Source organism: Mycolicibacterium helvum, from assembly GCF_010731895.1.
Taxonomy (GTDB): domain Bacteria; phylum Actinomycetota; class Actinomycetes; order Mycobacteriales; family Mycobacteriaceae; genus Mycobacterium; species Mycobacterium helvum.
The window spans coordinates 4,991,229-5,007,552 of record NZ_AP022596.1 but is presented as its reverse complement, the minus strand read 5'-3'; the positions used below and the strand labels follow the sequence as shown (position 1 = coordinate 5,007,552).

Here is a 16,324-nt window from a genome sequence, read left to right as displayed (position 1 = left end):
CCGATATGCTGACCCGATGGCCAAGGCCGATGAACGAACGCCTGACGCGTTGAGCGCCGATCCGGACTCCCGGGAGAGTCGCTTCATGCGATCCGCGCTATCGATTCTGGCCGAGACCGGCCGCACCGACTTCACCGTGCTGGAGGTCGTCGAGCGCTCAAAGACCTCGCTGCGCTCGTTCTACCAGCACTTCACCACCAAAGACGAGCTGCTGCTGGCGCTGATCGACAAGATCATGGCCGAGTCCACCAAGCAGTGGCGCACAGAGACCGACGGCCTGGCCGCCGCCGACGCCATGCGGCTGTTGATCGACCGGATCTGCACCCCAGCCGAATCCACCAAACAGGACAGCATCAACCGCGGCCTGACCTACTACAACGACCACCTGGCCGAGACGCTGCCGCGGGAGTACTCCCGCGTGCTCTCCCCGCTGCATCAACTGATCGGCGAGATTCTCGAACGCGGCAAAGACGAGCGCACCTTCCGACCCGACCTGCAGACCGAGACCACCGCCGCGCTCATCATGCAGGCGGTGCTCGGCGCTATGCGGCTACGCAGCCTCGGCGTCGAACTCAACGGCGTGCCGATCGACGCGGCGCACATATACGACTTCTGCGTGCGCGGCCTGCTCCCCTGACCCGTTTGCACTGGTAGACCCAGCTTTTGCGATCCATGTGTTGACCCAGCTTGCCGCGTGGTAACGTCATTACCGTTATTCACCAATCAGACTCTCTGGAGGCGGACATGCCCTCGCGCGAGCTCCCCTACCCCGTTTTCGACGCCGACAACCACTTTTACGAGCCCCAGGAAGCGCTGACGCAATTCCTGCCGGACAACCGGAAGGGCGTCATCGACTACATCGACGTCAAGGGCCGCACCAAGATCGTGGTGCGCAATCACATCAGCGACTACATCCCCAACCCGACCTTCGAGGTCGTCGCCCGCCCCGGCGCCCAGGAGGAGTACTTCCGGCACGGCAGCGGCGGCAAAAGCTACCGCGAGGTGATGGGCAAGCCGATGAAGGCCATCCCCGCGTTCCGCAACCCCGAGGCGCGCCTCGAAGTGCTCGACGGACTGGGCCTGGACTACACGATCATGTTCCCGACCCTGGCCAGCCTGGTCGAGGAGCGGTTGAAGGACGATCCGGAGCTGATCCTGGATATCGTCCATGCGCTCAATCAGTGGATGTATGAGACCTGGCAGTTCAACTACGAGGGCCGGATCTTCTCCACCCCGGTCATCAACCTGAGCATCGTCGACCGTGCGCTCGAGGAGCTCGAATGGTGCCTGGAGCGCGGCGCCAAGACCGTCCTGGTACGCCCGGCCCCCGTGGCTGGGTTCCGTGGCTCCCGTTCGATGGGCCTGCCCGAGTTCGATCCGTTCTGGGACGCCTGCGTCAAAGCCGGTATCCCGGTGTGCATGCACGCCTCGGACAGCGGCTACGCCGAGTACCTCAATGACTGGGAGCCCGCCGAAGAGTTCCTGCCGTTCAAGCCGACCTCGTTCCGGATGGTCGCGATGGGCAAGCGGCCCATCGAGGACACCATGGCCGCCCTGGTGTGCCACGGCGCGCTGACCCGTAATCCGGATCTGCGCATCCTGTCCATCGAAAACGGCGCATCCTGGGTGCCCTACCTCCTCTACCAGTTCAAAGACGTCTACTCGAAGATGCCGCAGGAGTTCCCCGAGGACCCGATCCAGGCGTTCCGGCGCGGGGTGTACGTGGCGCCGTTCTGGGAGGACGACTTCAAGAAGATGGCCGAGCTGTGCGGTATCGACCGCATCATCTTTGGTTCGGACTGGCCGCACCCGGAGGGACTGGCCAATCCGATCAACCTCGTCGACGACCTGATTGCCCAGGGGCTGGACTCCGAAGGTCAACGAAAAGTGATGGGCGGCAACCTGGTCGACCTGTTCAAGGTCCCCAACGTGTCGGTCCACAAGCCCGACGTACCCGCGCTCGTCATCGCATAATTCGATCCGACTGACCGCCACCACTGAACAGGCTGGACTGGCTCTATGACAGATGTCGCCAATCCCGAACAGCTGCTGTTTGCGTCGACGACGCAGGCCTTCCTGGAGAAGGAGGCCTCACTGAGCCGCGTGCGCGAGCTGCACGCCGCGGACCGCTCCTTCGACAGCGAGTGGTGGCAGCGGGCGGCCGAACTCGGCTGGACCAGCCTGCTGGTCCCCGAAGAGCTTGGCGGCGGCAGTGTTTCGGGTGACGGTTTGGCCGATCTCGCCCTGGTGGCCGAACAGATCGGCCACAGCGTGGCACCCGGTCCGCTGCATCCGGTCAGCATCGTGCTTGCGGGCCTGGCCGAGGCGCCGGGCGGACATGAAGACACCATCGACGCGCTGGTGGCCGGCGAACTGGTGGCGTCCTGGGCGATCTACGAACCGCGCCGGCCGCTGTCCCCGTTGCAGCCGGGCGTGACCGCGACACGCACCGAGACCGGCTACCGCATCGACGGGGTGAAGGACCGGGTAGAAGCGGGCACCGAAGCCGGCGTGTTCCTGGTGGTCGCCGACTGCGACGGCAGTCCTCGCCAATTCCTCGTCCCCGCCGACCGCACAGAAGTCACCGAGCAGCGCTCCGTCGACATGGTGAAGCGTTACGCCCGAGTGGAATTCGACGGCGCGCAGGTCGACGAGACCGCCGCAGTCGGCAATGCCGCGCAAACACCCGCGATCATCGAGCGGCAGCGGCAGGTCGCCCTGGTGCTGCAATGTGCGGAAATCGTCGGGATTCTGGATGCCGTGTTGGCCATGACGACGCAGTGGATGTTCGATCGCCATAGTTTCGGCAGGCCGCTGGCGTCGTACCAGGCGCTCAAGCATCGGCTCGCCGATATGAAGATGTGGTTCGAGGCGTGCCGGGCAACGACTGCGGGTGCGGTGGCCGCGGTGTCGGCACGCTCGGATGACGCCGGCCTTCTGGTTAGCGTCGCCAAAGCCTATGTGGCCGAACGTGCCCCGCTGATGCTGCAGGATTGCGTGCAGCTGCACGGCGGGATCGGCGTCACCTGGGAGCACGACCTGCACTTGTTCCTGCGCCGGGCTGCGCTGTACCGCGCGCTCTATGGTTCACCCGAAGATCACCACCGCGCGGTGTACGCGTTGAGTGCCAAGACCGCGCCACAGGAGGCTTCGGCATGACCGACGCCGCGCTCACCGTAGCCACCGAATCGGTTGCCGATTTCGCCGCCAGGGCCCGCACCTGGCTGGCCGAGAACATGCCCGCCATCGATCCGGATCATCCGCCCTTCTCGGTTCGCGCCGAACAGGCCTCCTGGGATCGTGCCAAGGAGCTGCAGCAGCGCTTGTACCGGGGTGGTTTCGCCGGGATCTGTTTCCCCCGCGAGTACGGCGGGTTGGGCCTCGATTACGCGTATCAGCGGGCATTCAACGCCGAGTGCCGCCGCTACGAGATGCCGCTGATCCTCAATGTGCCGTCGCTGACCATCTGTTCGGCGACGATCCTCGATATGGGCACCGAAAGCCAGAAACGCGACCGCATTTCGGCTGCGATTCGTGGCGACGAGGTGCTCTGCCAGCTCCTGAGTGAACCCAGCGGCGGCTCCGATCTGGCCGGCGTCATCACCCGCGCCGATCGACGTGGTGACACCTGGGTCATCAACGGCGCCAAGACCTGGAGCACCAGTGCGTTCGCCGCCGACTACGGGCTGCTGCTGGCCCGCACCGACTGGACCGTGCCCAAGCACGAGGGCCTGACCATGTTCCTGGTGCCGCTGAGCTCCCCCGGCATCACGATGCGCCGCATCAAAGAGGTCAATGGCAACGAGGAGTTCTGTGAGGAGTTCTTCGACGGCCTCGAACTAGGTGATGACGCCGTGGTCGGCGAGGTCAACAACGGTTGGGAAGTGGCCTCCCGTCAGCTGTTCCACGAACGTCGCGCAGTCGGCGGCGGATCAGAATTCGCCAGCGGAAGCGGCGCGGAGAACGCCAGCGAAAAGCCACCGGACCATGTCCGCCTGGCTGAGCGCACCGGCCAGGGCGAAGATCCGGCGGTGCGGAATCTCGCCGGTCGAGCGTTGGTGCGCCGGATCGTCAAAGACCAACTGATCGATCACGTCGGAACCGCAATCGGCAACGGCACGCTGCCGCCCAATGCCGGCACGCTGATCCGGCTCTTCCACGCCGAGACAACCGAACTCGAAGTCGACACCGCGCTCGCGATCGCGGGCACCGCCGGAGTGGTCGACGAGGGCGAAGAGCTGTCCGACCTGCTCGATATCGGAGTGCGGTATCTGTCGCGACAGACCGGTTCACTGGGCGGCGGAAGCAGTGAGATGGCCCGCAATGTGATCAGCGAGCGCATCCTCGGATTCCCGCGCGAACTCGCCGCCGACAAGGGTCTGCCGTTCAATCAGGTCAAGCGCGGCCGCCAGTAGGCCGCGCTTGACCTGTGCCCGGTCTGGTCAGCCGACCGCGCTCGCCGGCAGTGAGGACCGATAGTCCTTGACGACCGCCATCAGCTCCGTGACCCGGTTGACGTCGGGATGGTTCTCGAATTTGCCGTCCTTCTTCAATGCGGTACCGACGACGGCACCGTCGGCGATCGCGAGCTGCTGTTCGGCGGTCTCGGCCCGCATCCCGGTGTTGACGAACACGGGCACCTCACCGGCGTTCTGCTTCACCGTGGACAACGCCGAGCTGTCTGTCGGGGCACCCGCGGTCAGCCCGGAAACCACCAGCGCGTCAGGCTTGGCGTTGAACACGGTCGAGCGGGTGATCGAGGCCAGATCACGCTGCGCGACATAGGAAGTCGCCTCCGGAACAACATTGAACAGCAGCCGCACATTACCGGCGTCCACTCGGCGGCGGTGCCGAGCCGAGTACCCGACATTGGTGTCCCACAGACCGAAGTCGCTGGCGTAGACACCGGTGAAGATCTCCCTGACGAACGCCGCACCGGTGGCCGCGGCCAGATCGATCGACGCGACCCCGTCCCAGAGCACGTTCGCGCCGAACGGCACGGTGATCTCGTCGAGCAGCTCCCCGATCACCCGGGCCATCGTGATCGCCGTGATCGGCTCGGTCTTCGTCAGATACGGGAGGCTGAATTCGTTGGAGATCAGGACGGCGTCCACCCCGCCGGTCTGCAGCGCGTCGAGGTCGCGGCGGGCGTCGTCGACGATCTTGCGCATACCGCTGGCGGTGTCGTAGGCCGGGTCACCGGGAAGTGCTCCCAGGTGCAGCATGGCGATGATTGGCTTGGGCACGCCGAATACGTCGTTGAGCCATTGCATGATGTGTGTCTCCTAATCGGTTACGCGAGTCGCTGAACGGTGACGGTTTGGGTGTCGAGATGAACTCGTCCGGCCTCGATATCGCGGGCGAGTTGTTCGTCGAAAATGTGATAAAGCGTTAACTGCTCAGGTGTTTCGCCCAGCGACACAACCTTCATCGCCTGCCGGGCGGCCTTCTCGATGACCGTCGCGGTGAACAACGCGTCCGCGAGGTCGGCCCCGACTGCGACCGCGCCGTGCCGCGCCATCAGGGCGGCCTTACTGGTCGAACCGAGCGCTGCGACCATGTGCTCACCCAATTCCACCGAGGCGACAACGCCGAACTCCCCGCACTTGATGGGTCCGAAGCCAGCCCGGGTGTAGGAATCGATGGTGGCCGTGGGGATATCGCGCTCGGCCGCGGCGAACACCTGCGAGTCCTCGGCGTGCGAATGCACGATCGCGTTGACATCAGGTCGCGCAGCGTAGATCGCCAGGTGCATGGGAAGTTCGACGGTCGGCTCGGCCAGCGAAGCTGGGTGCAGATTTCCGCGCTCATCGACCATGGCGACGTCTTCGGGCCGCACATCCTTCCAAGTGCGGATCGGTAACCGGGCCGATGGCGCCGGCAGTGCGTAGATCACGCCTTCGTCCCGGTCGAACAGCGTGGCGTCCCCCGAATCGAGACCGGTCGTGAGACCGAGATCGACCATCTTCCAAGCGATATCGGTCAGAGCAACCTGATGCTCGTGCCGCACCCGCATCAGCCCTCCTTCGATGTTGCGGCGCGGTCTGTTCGGCGCCGGGCCAATGCGTGGGATACGCCGGTAAGAGCATCACCGGCCTGTCGCCACAATCGGTACGCCTGGTCGTAGGCGGCGACGCGGGCCGGGTCCGGCACGATCGGCGGGTCGGTGTGCAGGAAACGGGCAGAGTCGTCGACCGTCAGGTCGCCGGCACCGACGCCGGCGAGGATCGCCGCTCCAAGCGATGCCCCGGGGTGGTCTCGTACCGGAATCAGCTCGACGTTGAGGACATCGGCGTGAATCTGCTTCCACAGCATGGATTTACTTCCACCATTGGTCACGCTGGCTCGAGCGTCGAGCTCGATACCCGCGGCGCGCATCGCTTCGGCGTTGTGCCGGAAGCCGAAGGCGATAGCCTCCAGCACAGCGCGGTACAGGTCGGCGCGGGTATGGGACAGCTCAAGTCCGAGGAAGGCGCCGCGCAGCTCTGGATCGTGGATCGGCGATTTCTCCCCCAGAAAGTACGGCAGACACAGCAACGAGGCCGGCTCTCGCGACGCTGCCTCGGCATCGAGCTCGGCCAGCGTGACACCGCCGACCACCGTTTGGAACCAGCGAATCAGGCTGCCACTGGTGGCCATGCACCCGTTGGGCAGCCATACACCGGGGCGGGGATGGGCATCGAGGTAGAGCCGTTCGTCGACGACCGGCGCGTCGCAGGCGGTGAGAATATCACCGGCTCCACCAAGCTTGACCAGCCACTTTCCCGGGCTGTCGACGCCGGCGGCGTACGCCGAGAGCACGTGATCGGCGCCGCCCACCACCAGCGCGGTGGCCGGATCCAGCCCAGTTTCGGCGGCAACCCGTGCCGACACGGCGCCCACCACAGTGCCGGGCCGGACCGGGGTGCTCAATAAGCCCGGATCCAGTCCGGCCGCCGTGATCGCCGTGTCGTACCGGCTGCCATCGAGGGTGTACAGCCCCGATTCGAGCGCCCAGTTCTCCTCGACGTGCACCGGCGCGCCGAGGGCGGTCAGCACATAGTCGTAGGAACCGACGACATGGACCGTGCGCGACCAGAGTTCAGGCTCGTGACGGCGCAGCCACATCAGGGTGGGGGCCACCGACTGTTGGGTGAGCGCCGACCCCGTACGGGTCAGCATGTCGGCGCCGTCAATGAGCGAGGCGAGTTCGCCGATCTCGACAGTCGCGCGGGCATCATTCTGCAGGATCGGCCGGCGGACCGGCTTCATATCCGCGTCCAAGCACAGCACCGCGGGCACCATTCCGGTGGTCGCCACCGCGACCACCGTGGCCGGATCAACACCGGATTCGGTCAACACCGCACGAATCCCGTTGACTGCGTTATCAACCCACGCGTCGGCGTCAGCTTCGGCAAAGGCGGGGCCGTCGGAGAAGATCGGCGACTCGAAGTTCGCCTGGGCAATGATGCCCGCCGAACGTTCCAGCAGCACCGTCTTGGTTCCGGTCGTCCCGATGTCGATCCCGATGTAATGCCTGCTGGCCATTCAATGTCCTTCCCACGGCCATCCCCGGCCTGTCCCGGCCCCACCCGGCAGCGGGTCGCCGGCGAAACGCGATGTTATTCATAAACATTCAGTTTGTCTATATTTCACACGCGCCGGCCGGTTCAGGCTCGATGCGCAGCATCGGGGAACTTGCCGTCGGTCGCACCACCCGCAGGCCCGCAGCCTCGGCGATGACCGCCCCGGCCGCCCAGTCGTACTCGGCCAGGTCGGTCTCGATGTATCCGTCGAGAGCCCCTTCGGCTACCGCGCAGACGGCTAGCGCCGCCGACCCCAAAGCACGGGCATCGGTGTAGCCGGCCATCAACTCAGCGGTCATCGCGTACTGGCCGGCCCGGATCTGCGCCGAATACGAGTAGCCCATTCCGAGCAGGCGTGCACCTTCACCGTCCTGCGCCGGCCCGGTCAGCTGTCGCACCCCGGTGGAGTCGGCCAACCAGGCTCCTCCGTCCAGCGATCCGAAATAACATTTGTCCAGTTCAGGGGCGATAACTGCGCCGGCCAACCAGCAGCCATCGCCGTCAACGACGCCCACCGACGTCGCGTAATAGGGAATCCCCCTGGTGAAGTTGGTCGTCCCATCGAGTGGGTCGATCGACCAACGCAGCGCAGACCCGGCCGAGGCGCTGTCGGGCAATTCCTCGCCGGTGACTTCATCGCCGGGGCGGCGCGCCGCGAGCACCTCACGGACGGCACGCTCAGCAGCCACATCGACATCGGTCACCAGGTTGCCTCGCTCACCCTTGACGGTGATCTGCGGCGCCCCCAGAGCACCGTCGCGCAGCACCCGCGCACCCGCCCGCGCGGCCGCAAGCGCGACGTCGAGAAGCTCCGCTGTCACCGTACGACTGGCAAAAGATGTCATGTTCCCGTTTCCCGTTCCGCAATCTTGTGTTAGACATTAACAACTTAGACGATTAGTCACCGGGATTATCACGACTGGAGGCTCGATGCTGTTAGCCAATCACAACCGTCCTGCCTCACGGCTCCGATGACCGGCGACGAACGCCGCGCACTCATCCAGGAGCGGATCGCCGCCGACGGCGAAGCGGATTACGCGACGCTGGCGTCCGCATTCGACGTCTCCGAGATGACGATCCGGCGCGATATCGAGGCACTCGAAGTCCAGGGCAAGGTACGCCGGGTGATCGGCGGCGCAATCGCGTTCACCGGTAAGTCCGAGGAACCTTCGTTCGAGGCGCGGGCGCAGCTGGCCGCCCATGAGAAGGCACATATCGCTGAAGCCGCCGTGACACTGCTCGAACCGCACGCCACCGTGATCCTCGACAGCGGCAGCACCGCATTGGCAGTCGCCAAGTGCATCCGTGGCCGCAACCTGGCCCTGACCATCATCACTCCCAGCGTGCTGGCGGCACTTGAGCTCGCCGATGAACCGGACACCACCGTCATCCTCACCGGCGGGCGCCTGCGCCCTGGCGAGCTGAGCCTGATCGGATCTGACGCCGAGGCGGCGTTCCGCCGCTACAACTGCGACACCTATGTGATGGGCGTTGCGGGGGTCGATGCCAAGCGCGGACTGACTGACTATCACGGCGAGGAGAGCAACGTGAAGCGGCTGGCGATGGAATGCGCCGACCGGGTGATCGTCGTCGTCGACTCCAGCAAGCTCGCCCGAGTGCAGTTGGTCAACATCGCGCCACTGTCAGCTGCACACACCATCGTTACCGACGGTCCTCCTGAACATCCCGCTCTCGAGGCCGCACGCCAGCAGGGCGTCAAGATCCAGTTGTGCTGAGGCACGCCCAGAACTACGAAAACTCCGACGAGACAAGAGGAAACATGACGAAGACCGTAGTAGTAACCGGCGCCGGCTCCGGCATCGGCCGCGCCATGGCCGTCGAGCTGGCCCGCCGCGACTGGCAGGTCGTGGTGACCGACGTCGACCCCGACGCCGCCGAGCGTACCTGCGAAAGCCTGGAACGCTCCGCTGGAGCGCACCACGAGCACGCCAAGCTGGATGTCACCAGCGCGGCCGATGCCACTCGAGTCGCCGACGACGTCGCTGATCGCCTAGGACTCGATGCCTGGATCAGCAACGCCGGAATCTCGTATATGCAGCGGTTTCTCGATATGCCCCTGGATCGTGTAGATCGCACGTTCGAGGTCAACCTGAAGGGTGTGTTCATCTGCGGGCAGGCTGCCGCCCGAGCCATGGTGCGCACCGGCAGCAAGGGAATGATCGTCAACACCGCTTCGATGGGTGGCAAACAAGGCAACGTCCCGTACCTGTCCGACTACATCGCCTCCAAGTTCGGGGTCATCGGCCTCACTCAAGCGATGGCCCACGAACTGGCCGAGCACGGAATCAACGTCAACAGCATCTGCCCCGGTTTTGTGGCGACGCCGATGCAGGAGCGTGAACTGGAATGGGAAGCGACGCTGCGCGGCTGCACAGCGGACGACGTCAAGCAAATGTGGATTGCCGCAACACCATTGGGTCGACTGGAACAGCCCGAAGACATCGCACGGTCGGTGGCCTTCCTGGTCTCTGAGGACGCCCGTTTCATCACCGGAGAGGCGCTGTCGGTCAACGGCGGCGCCTTCATGGACTGACGCCGTCAGATCCGTCAACAACAACTGAGGAGATCAGAATTCACATGTCGATAAAGAGATGGAGTTCGGTTGCCGCCGCGCTCCTCGGTGCTACGGCCCTCACGCTCGCCGGGTGTTCGAGTTCGGCCAAGGACAACGCCGGGTCCGGCGCCGGCGACATCCCGAAGGACACCACGGCCACCGTACGGGTACTGCTGGAAGACGAGCACGACACCGAGGTGATCGAGGGTCTGCTCGGCGGCTTCAAGACCGCCTACCCCAACATCAAACTCGATATCCAGAAGCTCGCCTACGACTCGATGCGCGACAAGCTGGTCGCCTCGTTCCAGTCACCGGATCCCACCTACGACCTCATCATGGTCGACAACCCCTGGATGGGCGACTTCGTCGACGCCGGGTTCGTGGCACCGGTGCAGGACCGCATCGCCTCGACGACCGGCATGGACTACGACGATTTCTATGAGTCACTGCGCAAGCTCAACGAAGTCAAGGGCGGCACCTATGGCGTGCCGATGTACAACTACGCGTTGGGCTACATCTATCGCGATGATCTGTTGCAGCAAGCCGGGTTGTCGGTACCGACAACGCTGGACGAGTTGGTCACCACGGTAAACAAACTGACGACGCCCGAGCACGCCGGTATCGCCCACAGCCCACAGCGCGGGTACAAGATCCTCGAAGAGTGGTCGAGCTTCTATCTGGCCGCCGGCGGGCAGATGTTCGACGCCGACGGCAAGCCGACGATCAACACCCCGGAGGCCAAACGCGCCCTGGAGGTCTACATCGACACCCTCAAGACCGCCGCGCCGGCCAACAGCGTCAACTGGGCGCAGGACGAAACGCTGCGCTCATTGTCCTCGGGTGGTTCGGCTTCGATCGTCGGCTACAACTGGCTGACCGCGAGCCTGAACAAGGCCGGATCCGGGCCGCACGCCGGGGAATTCGCGCTGGCGCCGATGCCAGGCGGCCGCGGTTCACTGGGAGCCTGGTCGTGGGCCATCCCGTCGAACTCGGCGGCACCCGATGCCGCATGGGCGTTCATCTCCTGGGTCACCTCCAAGGATGTCGACAAGCAGCGGGTCATCGATGGCGGCGCCCCGACCCGCATGAGCACCGTCAACGATCCTCGCGTCCGTAAGGAAGGTCTGGGTGAGGGCTACTTCACCGCGGTGAATTCGATTCTGCAGAAGGCAGTTCCGTTCGCGGAGGGCCGCAACGCCGAGCAGTTGGTGCAGGAAGTGGGCACCCAGCTGAACGAGGCCGTGATCGGCGCCAAGACGATCGACCAGGCACTGGCCGACGCGCAGAAGGCCGCCGACCAGATTTCCGGCAAGTAGCAGCCCGTCCCGGGAGGCCGGTTCAGCCCACGGCCTCCCGGGACGCGCTCACCAGAGAAAGCTCCTCCGTATGAAGACCTTTCGGTATGGCATGTTGGCACCGTTCATCGCGGTGTTCGTCATCGCCATCGGGTTTCCGTTGATGTATGCGACGTATCTGAGCTTCGTCGACAAGAAACTCACCTCGCGCGCCTCCCCCGGGTTCGTCGGAACGGACAACTACGCTGCCGCGTTCGATGGCCGCTTCCTTTCCTCGGCCTGGATCACCGTGTTCTACGTCGTCGTAGCGGTCGCCGTGGAGTTCGTCCTGGCCCTGTTGATCGCGCTGGCGCTACACCGGCAGCGCTGGATGAAAGATCTGACCCGATCAGTGCTGCTGATCCCGATGTTCATCACCCCGATCGCGGTCGCGCTGGTCTTCCGATTCCTGCTCAACAGTCAGTTGGGGGCCATCCCCCGCGCCTTGTCCAGTGTGGGCATCGACGTCGATTTCTTCGGCTCGGGGACAGCGCTGTACACGCTGATCGCGATCGACGTGTGGCAGTGGACACCATTTTTGGTGCTGCTGATCCTCGCGGGTCTGGAAGCCATGCCCAAGCAACCACTCGAGGCGGCTCAGGTCGACGGTGCGGGCGGGATCTACACGCTGTTCCACGTGATTCTGCCGCTGTTGTCGCCGGTGCTGACGGTCGCGGTGATGTTGAGGGCCCTGGATGCGATGAAGGTCTTCGAGTATGTCTACGCCACCACCAGAGGCGGTCCGGGAACTGAGACGGAGACCCTGCAATACCTCATGTATCAGACCGGGATTCAGTTCTTCCGCCTCGGTGAGGCGAGTGCGATGGCGTGTCTGGTGCTGGCATTTGTGCTCGCGGTGATCTTCGTGATCTACCGGCGTATGGAGAGGTTGTCGTCGTGAAACACCGCGTATTCAGCGCCGCCCGGATCGGGCTGTTGATCGTCGCTGTCCTTGTCGTGGTGCTCCCGCTGTGCTGGATTACCCTGGCCAGCTTCAAGACTCCCAGCCAGATCAACGACCCTGGCTTGGTGGCGTTCACGCCGACCACGCAGAACTGGTCGGATGTGGTCTCCGGCGGAATCATCGAGGCGGTCGGACGCAGCGCCTTCGTCGCCATCACCACAGTTGTCGTCAGCATCGTTGCCGGCACCATGGCGTCCTACGCCATCTCGCGCTACCGCGCCGGTGGCTCGGTCACCCGATTCGGTATGCTGGCGGCCCAGGTCCTGCCACCAGCGGTGCTGGTGTTCCCGTTTCTCACCATGGCCTATACGCTCCGCCTCAGCGGAACACTGATACCGGTCACGCTGGCGCACATCAGCTTTGTGCTCCCGTTCGTCACCTGGTTCCTCATCGGTTTGTGGGAGTCGGTCCCAGCTTCGTTGGAGGAGCAGGCCCGGGTCGACGGCCTGACCCGGTTCAGTGCCTTCTACAAGGTGATGGTCCCCCAGGTTCTGCCCGGTGTCGGCGCAGCCGCCATCTTCGGCTTCATCCTGTCCTGGAACGACATGTTCTACGGACTGATCCTGGCGCCCAACAAGAATCAGCTGCTTCCGGTCGCGATCTCATCGTTCAACACATTCCGCGGAGTCGATCTCGGCACGATGAGCGCCGCCATCATCATCTCCATCGTCCCTGTCGTGACTGCGGCCTTCTTCGTGCAACGCCGCCTCATCCAGGGCATGGGCGGCGGCGCCGTCAAATTCTGACCAGCCATCCATCGAACAGAGAGAACCCGTGGCTACCATCACTTTTCGTAACGTCTCCAAGACTTACGGTCAGACCCATGTCGTCGACAACCTCAATCTGGATCTGCCCGACGGGTCCATGACCGTACTGGTCGGACCGTCTGGATGCGGAAAGTCCACCTCATTACGCATGTTGGCCGGTCTCGAGGCGGTCTCCTCGGGAGACATCTTCATCGGTGAACGCAATGTCACCCAGGTTGACACCCGCGACCGCGATATCGCCATGGTGTTCCAGAACTACGCGCTGTACCCCCATCTCGATGTGCTCGGCAATGTGGCGTTTCCGTTGCGCGCCAAGAAGATGAAGAAGGCCGACGCACACCGCCGCGCCACCGAAGTCGCCCAGTCCGTCGGACTGGGCGAACTACTCAAACGCCGTCCCAAAGATCTCAGCGGCGGTCAACAGCAGCGCGTCGCCATCGCCCGGGCGATCGTCCGCGAGCCAGCCATCTTTCTGTTCGACGAACCACTGAGCAATCTCGACGCCAAGCTCCGTATCGAAACCCGCACCGAACTGCTGCGCATCCAGCGCCGGCTGGGCATCACCTCGTTCTACGTCACCCACGACCAAGAGGAGGCGATGACCCTCTCTGATCGGATGGTGGTAATGCGCGACGGTGGTGTGGCGCAGACCGGCACGCCGAACGAGGTGTATTCCCGGCCAGTGGACACGTTCGTGGCCACCTTTGTCGGTAGCCCCAAGATGAACCTCATCGCGGGCTCCTACTCGGAGTCGGTGCTGCGCAGCGAGTCCGGTATCAGGCTCACTGTCGACGCCCCGTTACGCGGCGATCTGTTGCTCGGTGTGCGCCCCGACGACCTGCTACTCACCCCCGACCCGACATCGACGGCGGTGGTCTCCCTCGTGGAATTGCTGGGGCCACGCGCCATCGTCACGATCGCCGTCGGCGACACCGAACTCACGGCCGTCGCGGAAGTGAGCCGTCTCAGCGGGATCGAACCCGGTGTTCCGGTCGCTCTGAGCGTCCGGCCCGATTCCGCGCATTACTTCTACCCCGACTCAGGAAAGCGCATCGAATGACGAACACATCAGCGCAGGGACCTCGGCTACATCTGGGCATCAACACCTGTTTTGCGGTGAAACGCTGGCCGGAGCCCCGAGATTGGGCCCGAATCGCCAAGGAGGATTTGGGCCTCGACGTCGTTCAGCTGAGCATCGATCTGCTGCCCGTCGGGTTCGATCCCGCCCCGGCACTGGCATACGCCAAGCGAGCTCGGCAAGCAGCCGAAGAATACGACCTCGAAATCCACAGTCTGTTCACCGGACTGGCGGCTTATTCGTCTGGGCTGCTGCTCTCCGACGATCCCGGTGACCGCGCGGCGGCGTATAACTGGTACGAGCAAATGGTCGCGGTCACCGTGGCAGCGGGTGCACGCGGTGTTGGCGGCCATCTCGGTGCGCTGTCGGTCGGCGCGGCCGCAGATGCACACCGGGCGCGGACTCTGATCGACGACGAACTCGCTGCGATGCGCAAGCTTGCTGATACCGCGCAGGCCGCCGGCCTGGACCACCTGCAGTTCGAGAACCTCGCTGTGACACGCGAATACGGCCATTCGATTGACGAGGCACATGCAGTCGAGGACGCACTCGCCGATACCGCCATACCGTGGCGGTTATGCCTGGACCTCGGCCACCCGGCGGCGCTGGATTCTGAGACGCCGAGCGGGCATATCGACAATTGGATCCGCGAGACATGGCGGCACACCCCGGTGGTGCAACTTCAGCAGTCGCCCCGAGGCGCCGATCATCACGGGCCGTTCACCGCCGCGACCCAGGCGGCCGGCACTGTCGACGCGACCGTCGTCGTCGACCAACTCAGGCAGAGCTGGACTGGCGACGTCTATCTGTTTTTCGAGATCATCCATGCGCATGAACACCCCGACGACGCGGTGCTAGCCGACCTACGGGACAGCGTTGCGACGTGGCGGGCGGCGCTGTCCAGCGCGCAGCAACCGGCTTAGAACAGCGTCGGCTGCGGCTCCGGCTCAACGACGGCACGCGGCGCGACCGGGACGAATGGCCGATTGTCGCCGGTCAAGCGGTACTTGGCCACCAGCGGCGCCACCCGCCGGCGCAGCATGTCGCGGTACTCGGCCGGCAGGTAGGCCCCGCGACGGTACAGCTGCCGATAGGGCTCAACGAGTTCGGGATGCGAACGCGCCAGCCAGGTCATGAACCACCCGCGCGTCGAACTGCGCAGGTGCAGGCCGAACACCGTGACCCCGGTGGCGCCCGCCGCCGCGATCTGGCCGAGGAGGCTGTCGAGATGCTCGGCCGAATCGGTCAGATGCGGTAACACCGGGGCGACCATGACGTGGCAGTCCAGCCCGGCGTCGCGCACGGCGGCGATCAGCCCAAGCCGGGCCTGCGGCGACGGCGTTCCAGGTTCGACGTCGCGGTGCAGATCAGGGTCGCCGACAGCCAGAGAGATCGCGACCGACACCGGAACCTGTTGTGCTGCATCAGCAATCAGATCCAGATCCCGGCGCAGCAGCGTGCCCTTGGTGAGGATCGACAGCGACGTACCCGACCCGGCGAGGGCAGCGATGATGCCCGGCATCAGCACATAGCGCCCCTCGGCCCGCTGATAGGGATCGGTATTGGTGCCCAGCGCCACCGTTTCCCGGCGCCAGGACGGGCGGGCGAGCTCACGGCGCAGCACGTCGACGACGTTGGTCTTCACCACGATCTGGCTGTCGAAATCCGCGCCAGGGTCGAACTCCAGATATTCGTGGGTGGGCCGCGCGAAGCAGTACCGGCAGGCGTGCGAGCAGCCGCGGTAGCCGTTGACGGTGAAACGGAACGGCAGCATCGCCGCGGCAGGGATCTTGTTGAGCGCCGACTTGCACAGCACCTCGTGAAACGTGATGCCCTCGAATTGCGGTGTGCGCACGCTGCGCACCAGGCCAATGCGCTGCAGGCCCGGCAGGGCGCCGTCGTCGATCGCTATCCCCTGGCCGCTCCACCGCATCCATTCATTCGAACGCACGTTCGATGATCTGTCAATGGCGGATTGCGGCGAACGTGCCGCTTGCTCGCTCGAGTCGAGCGCCGAGATCGACGCTGGCGCGGGATCTTC

Annotated in this window: 16 protein-coding genes; 11 read left to right on the top strand and 5 right to left on the bottom strand. The window is 64.7% G+C overall.

The annotated features are described in order from the left end of the window. Positions 1-16 precede the first annotated feature (16 nt). From G6N38_RS23590 to G6N38_RS23575, 4 genes are all read left to right on the top strand, one after another. Positions 17-637: a TetR/AcrR family transcriptional regulator gene (locus G6N38_RS23590; protein ID WP_163750396.1), complete on the top strand. Its 621-nt coding sequence runs from the start codon at positions 17-19 to the stop codon at positions 635-637. A 107-nt stretch (positions 638-744) separates the two neighbouring features. Beyond that, on the top strand, positions 745-1,974 hold the full coding sequence (locus tag G6N38_RS23585) for an amidohydrolase family protein (RefSeq protein WP_163750395.1): 1,230 nt from the start codon (positions 745-747) through the stop codon (positions 1,972-1,974). 45 nt (positions 1,975-2,019) lie between these two features. Further along, positions 2,020-3,159: an acyl-CoA dehydrogenase family protein gene (locus tag G6N38_RS23580; RefSeq protein WP_163750394.1), complete on the top strand. Its 1,140-nt coding sequence runs from the start codon at positions 2,020-2,022 to the stop codon at positions 3,157-3,159. Then, positions 3,156-4,415, top strand: a complete 1,260-nt coding sequence (locus G6N38_RS23575) for an acyl-CoA dehydrogenase family protein (RefSeq protein WP_163750393.1) — start codon at positions 3,156-3,158, stop codon at positions 4,413-4,415. Before G6N38_RS23580 ends, G6N38_RS23575 begins: the two co-directional genes overlap by 4 nt. Positions 4,416-4,442: 27 nt before the next feature. Here G6N38_RS23575 and G6N38_RS23570 read toward each other — a convergent pair whose 3' ends face one another. From G6N38_RS23570 to G6N38_RS23555, 4 genes are all read right to left on the bottom strand, one after another. Further along, complete coding sequence (locus G6N38_RS23570; protein ID WP_163752313.1) at positions 4,443-5,276, bottom strand: BtpA/SgcQ family protein; 834 nt, start codon at positions 5,274-5,276, stop codon at positions 4,443-4,445. 17 nt (positions 5,277-5,293) lie between these two features. Beyond that, entirely contained in the window at positions 5,294-6,016 is a 723-nt protein-coding gene (locus G6N38_RS23565; protein WP_163750392.1) for a class II aldolase/adducin family protein, read from the bottom strand. After that, positions 6,016-7,527, bottom strand: a complete 1,512-nt coding sequence (locus G6N38_RS23560; protein WP_163750391.1) for an FGGY-family carbohydrate kinase — start codon at positions 7,525-7,527, stop codon at positions 6,016-6,018. Before G6N38_RS23560 ends, G6N38_RS23565 begins: the two co-directional genes overlap by 1 nt. A 97-nt stretch (positions 7,528-7,624) precedes the next feature. Further along, on the bottom strand, positions 7,625-8,386 hold the full coding sequence (locus G6N38_RS23555) for an inositol monophosphatase family protein (protein WP_163750390.1): 762 nt from the start codon (positions 8,384-8,386) through the stop codon (positions 7,625-7,627). 150 nt (positions 8,387-8,536) lie between these two features. Here G6N38_RS23555 and G6N38_RS23550 point away from each other — a divergent pair, with 150 nt between their 5' ends. The 7 genes from G6N38_RS23550 to G6N38_RS23520 all read left to right on the top strand — a co-directional run bounded on the left by G6N38_RS23550 (position 8,537) and on the right by G6N38_RS23520 (position 15,206). Further along, positions 8,537-9,301 carry a DeoR/GlpR family DNA-binding transcription regulator gene (locus G6N38_RS23550; RefSeq protein WP_163750389.1) on the top strand — a complete coding sequence of 255 codons (765 nt, stop codon included), beginning with the start codon at positions 8,537-8,539 and terminating at the stop codon, positions 9,299-9,301. Positions 9,302-9,345: 44 nt separating this feature from the next. Continuing rightward, entirely contained in the window at positions 9,346-10,119 is a 774-nt protein-coding gene (locus tag G6N38_RS23545) for an SDR family NAD(P)-dependent oxidoreductase (RefSeq protein ID WP_163750388.1), read from the top strand. Between the two features lie 44 nt (positions 10,120-10,163). Beyond that, entirely contained in the window at positions 10,164-11,456 is a 1,293-nt protein-coding gene (locus G6N38_RS23540; protein ID WP_163750387.1) for an ABC transporter substrate-binding protein, read from the top strand. 70 nt (positions 11,457-11,526) lie between these two features. Beyond that, the gene (locus tag G6N38_RS23535; RefSeq protein ID WP_163750386.1) at positions 11,527-12,375 is read left to right on the top strand and encodes a carbohydrate ABC transporter permease; all 849 of its coding nucleotides are present in this window, start codon (positions 11,527-11,529) and stop codon (positions 12,373-12,375) included. Next, a complete protein-coding gene (locus G6N38_RS23530) occupies positions 12,372-13,184 on the top strand; it encodes a carbohydrate ABC transporter permease (RefSeq protein WP_163750385.1) in 813 nt (270 codons plus the stop codon). The genes G6N38_RS23535 and G6N38_RS23530 overlap by 4 nt, the downstream gene beginning before the upstream one ends. A gap of 28 nt (positions 13,185-13,212) precedes the next feature. Further along, positions 13,213-14,265 (top strand): ABC transporter ATP-binding protein, encoded by a 1,053-nt coding sequence (locus G6N38_RS23525; protein ID WP_163750384.1) that lies wholly within the window; start codon positions 13,213-13,215, stop codon positions 14,263-14,265. Then, positions 14,262-15,206: an apurinic/apyrimidinic endonuclease family protein gene (locus G6N38_RS23520; protein WP_163750383.1), complete on the top strand. Its 945-nt coding sequence runs from the start codon at positions 14,262-14,264 to the stop codon at positions 15,204-15,206. Before G6N38_RS23525 ends, G6N38_RS23520 begins: the two co-directional genes overlap by 4 nt. On the opposite strand, the gene G6N38_RS23515 is transcribed toward G6N38_RS23520, so the two are convergent. Beyond that, positions 15,203-16,216: an Rv2578c family radical SAM protein gene (locus G6N38_RS23515; RefSeq protein ID WP_163752311.1), complete on the bottom strand. Its 1,014-nt coding sequence runs from the start codon at positions 16,214-16,216 to the stop codon at positions 15,203-15,205. The two genes, G6N38_RS23520 and G6N38_RS23515, sit on opposite strands and share 4 nt — an antisense overlap. Positions 16,217-16,324: the final 108 nt, after the last annotated feature.

Bases quoted from the DNA above. Each gene is read 5' to 3' on its own strand.
- G6N38_RS23590 (WP_163750396.1), top strand. From the start codon at position 17: ATGGCCAAGGCCGATGAACGAACGCCTGACGCGTTGAGCGCCGATCCG.
- G6N38_RS23585 (WP_163750395.1), top strand. From the start codon at position 745: ATGCCCTCGCGCGAGCTCCCCTACCCCGTTTTCGACGCCGACAACCAC.
- G6N38_RS23580 (WP_163750394.1), top strand. From the start codon at position 2,020: ATGACAGATGTCGCCAATCCCGAACAGCTGCTGTTTGCGTCGACGACG.
- G6N38_RS23575 (WP_163750393.1), top strand. From the start codon at position 3,156: ATGACCGACGCCGCGCTCACCGTAGCCACCGAATCGGTTGCCGATTTC.
- G6N38_RS23565 (WP_163750392.1), bottom strand. From the start codon at position 6,016: ATGCGGGTGCGGCACGAGCATCAGGTTGCTCTGACCGATATCGCTTGG.
- G6N38_RS23560 (WP_163750391.1), bottom strand. From the start codon at position 7,527: ATGGCCAGCAGGCATTACATCGGGATCGACATCGGGACGACCGGAACC.
- G6N38_RS23550 (WP_163750389.1), top strand. From the start codon at position 8,537: ATGACCGGCGACGAACGCCGCGCACTCATCCAGGAGCGGATCGCCGCC.
- G6N38_RS23545 (WP_163750388.1), top strand. From the start codon at position 9,346: ATGACGAAGACCGTAGTAGTAACCGGCGCCGGCTCCGGCATCGGCCGC.
- G6N38_RS23540 (WP_163750387.1), top strand. From the start codon at position 10,164: ATGTCGATAAAGAGATGGAGTTCGGTTGCCGCCGCGCTCCTCGGTGCT.
- G6N38_RS23535 (WP_163750386.1), top strand. From the start codon at position 11,527: ATGAAGACCTTTCGGTATGGCATGTTGGCACCGTTCATCGCGGTGTTC.
- G6N38_RS23520 (WP_163750383.1), top strand. From the start codon at position 14,262: ATGACGAACACATCAGCGCAGGGACCTCGGCTACATCTGGGCATCAAC.
- G6N38_RS23515 (WP_163752311.1), bottom strand. From the start codon at position 16,216: ATGCGGTGGAGCGGCCAGGGGATAGCGATCGACGACGGCGCCCTGCCG.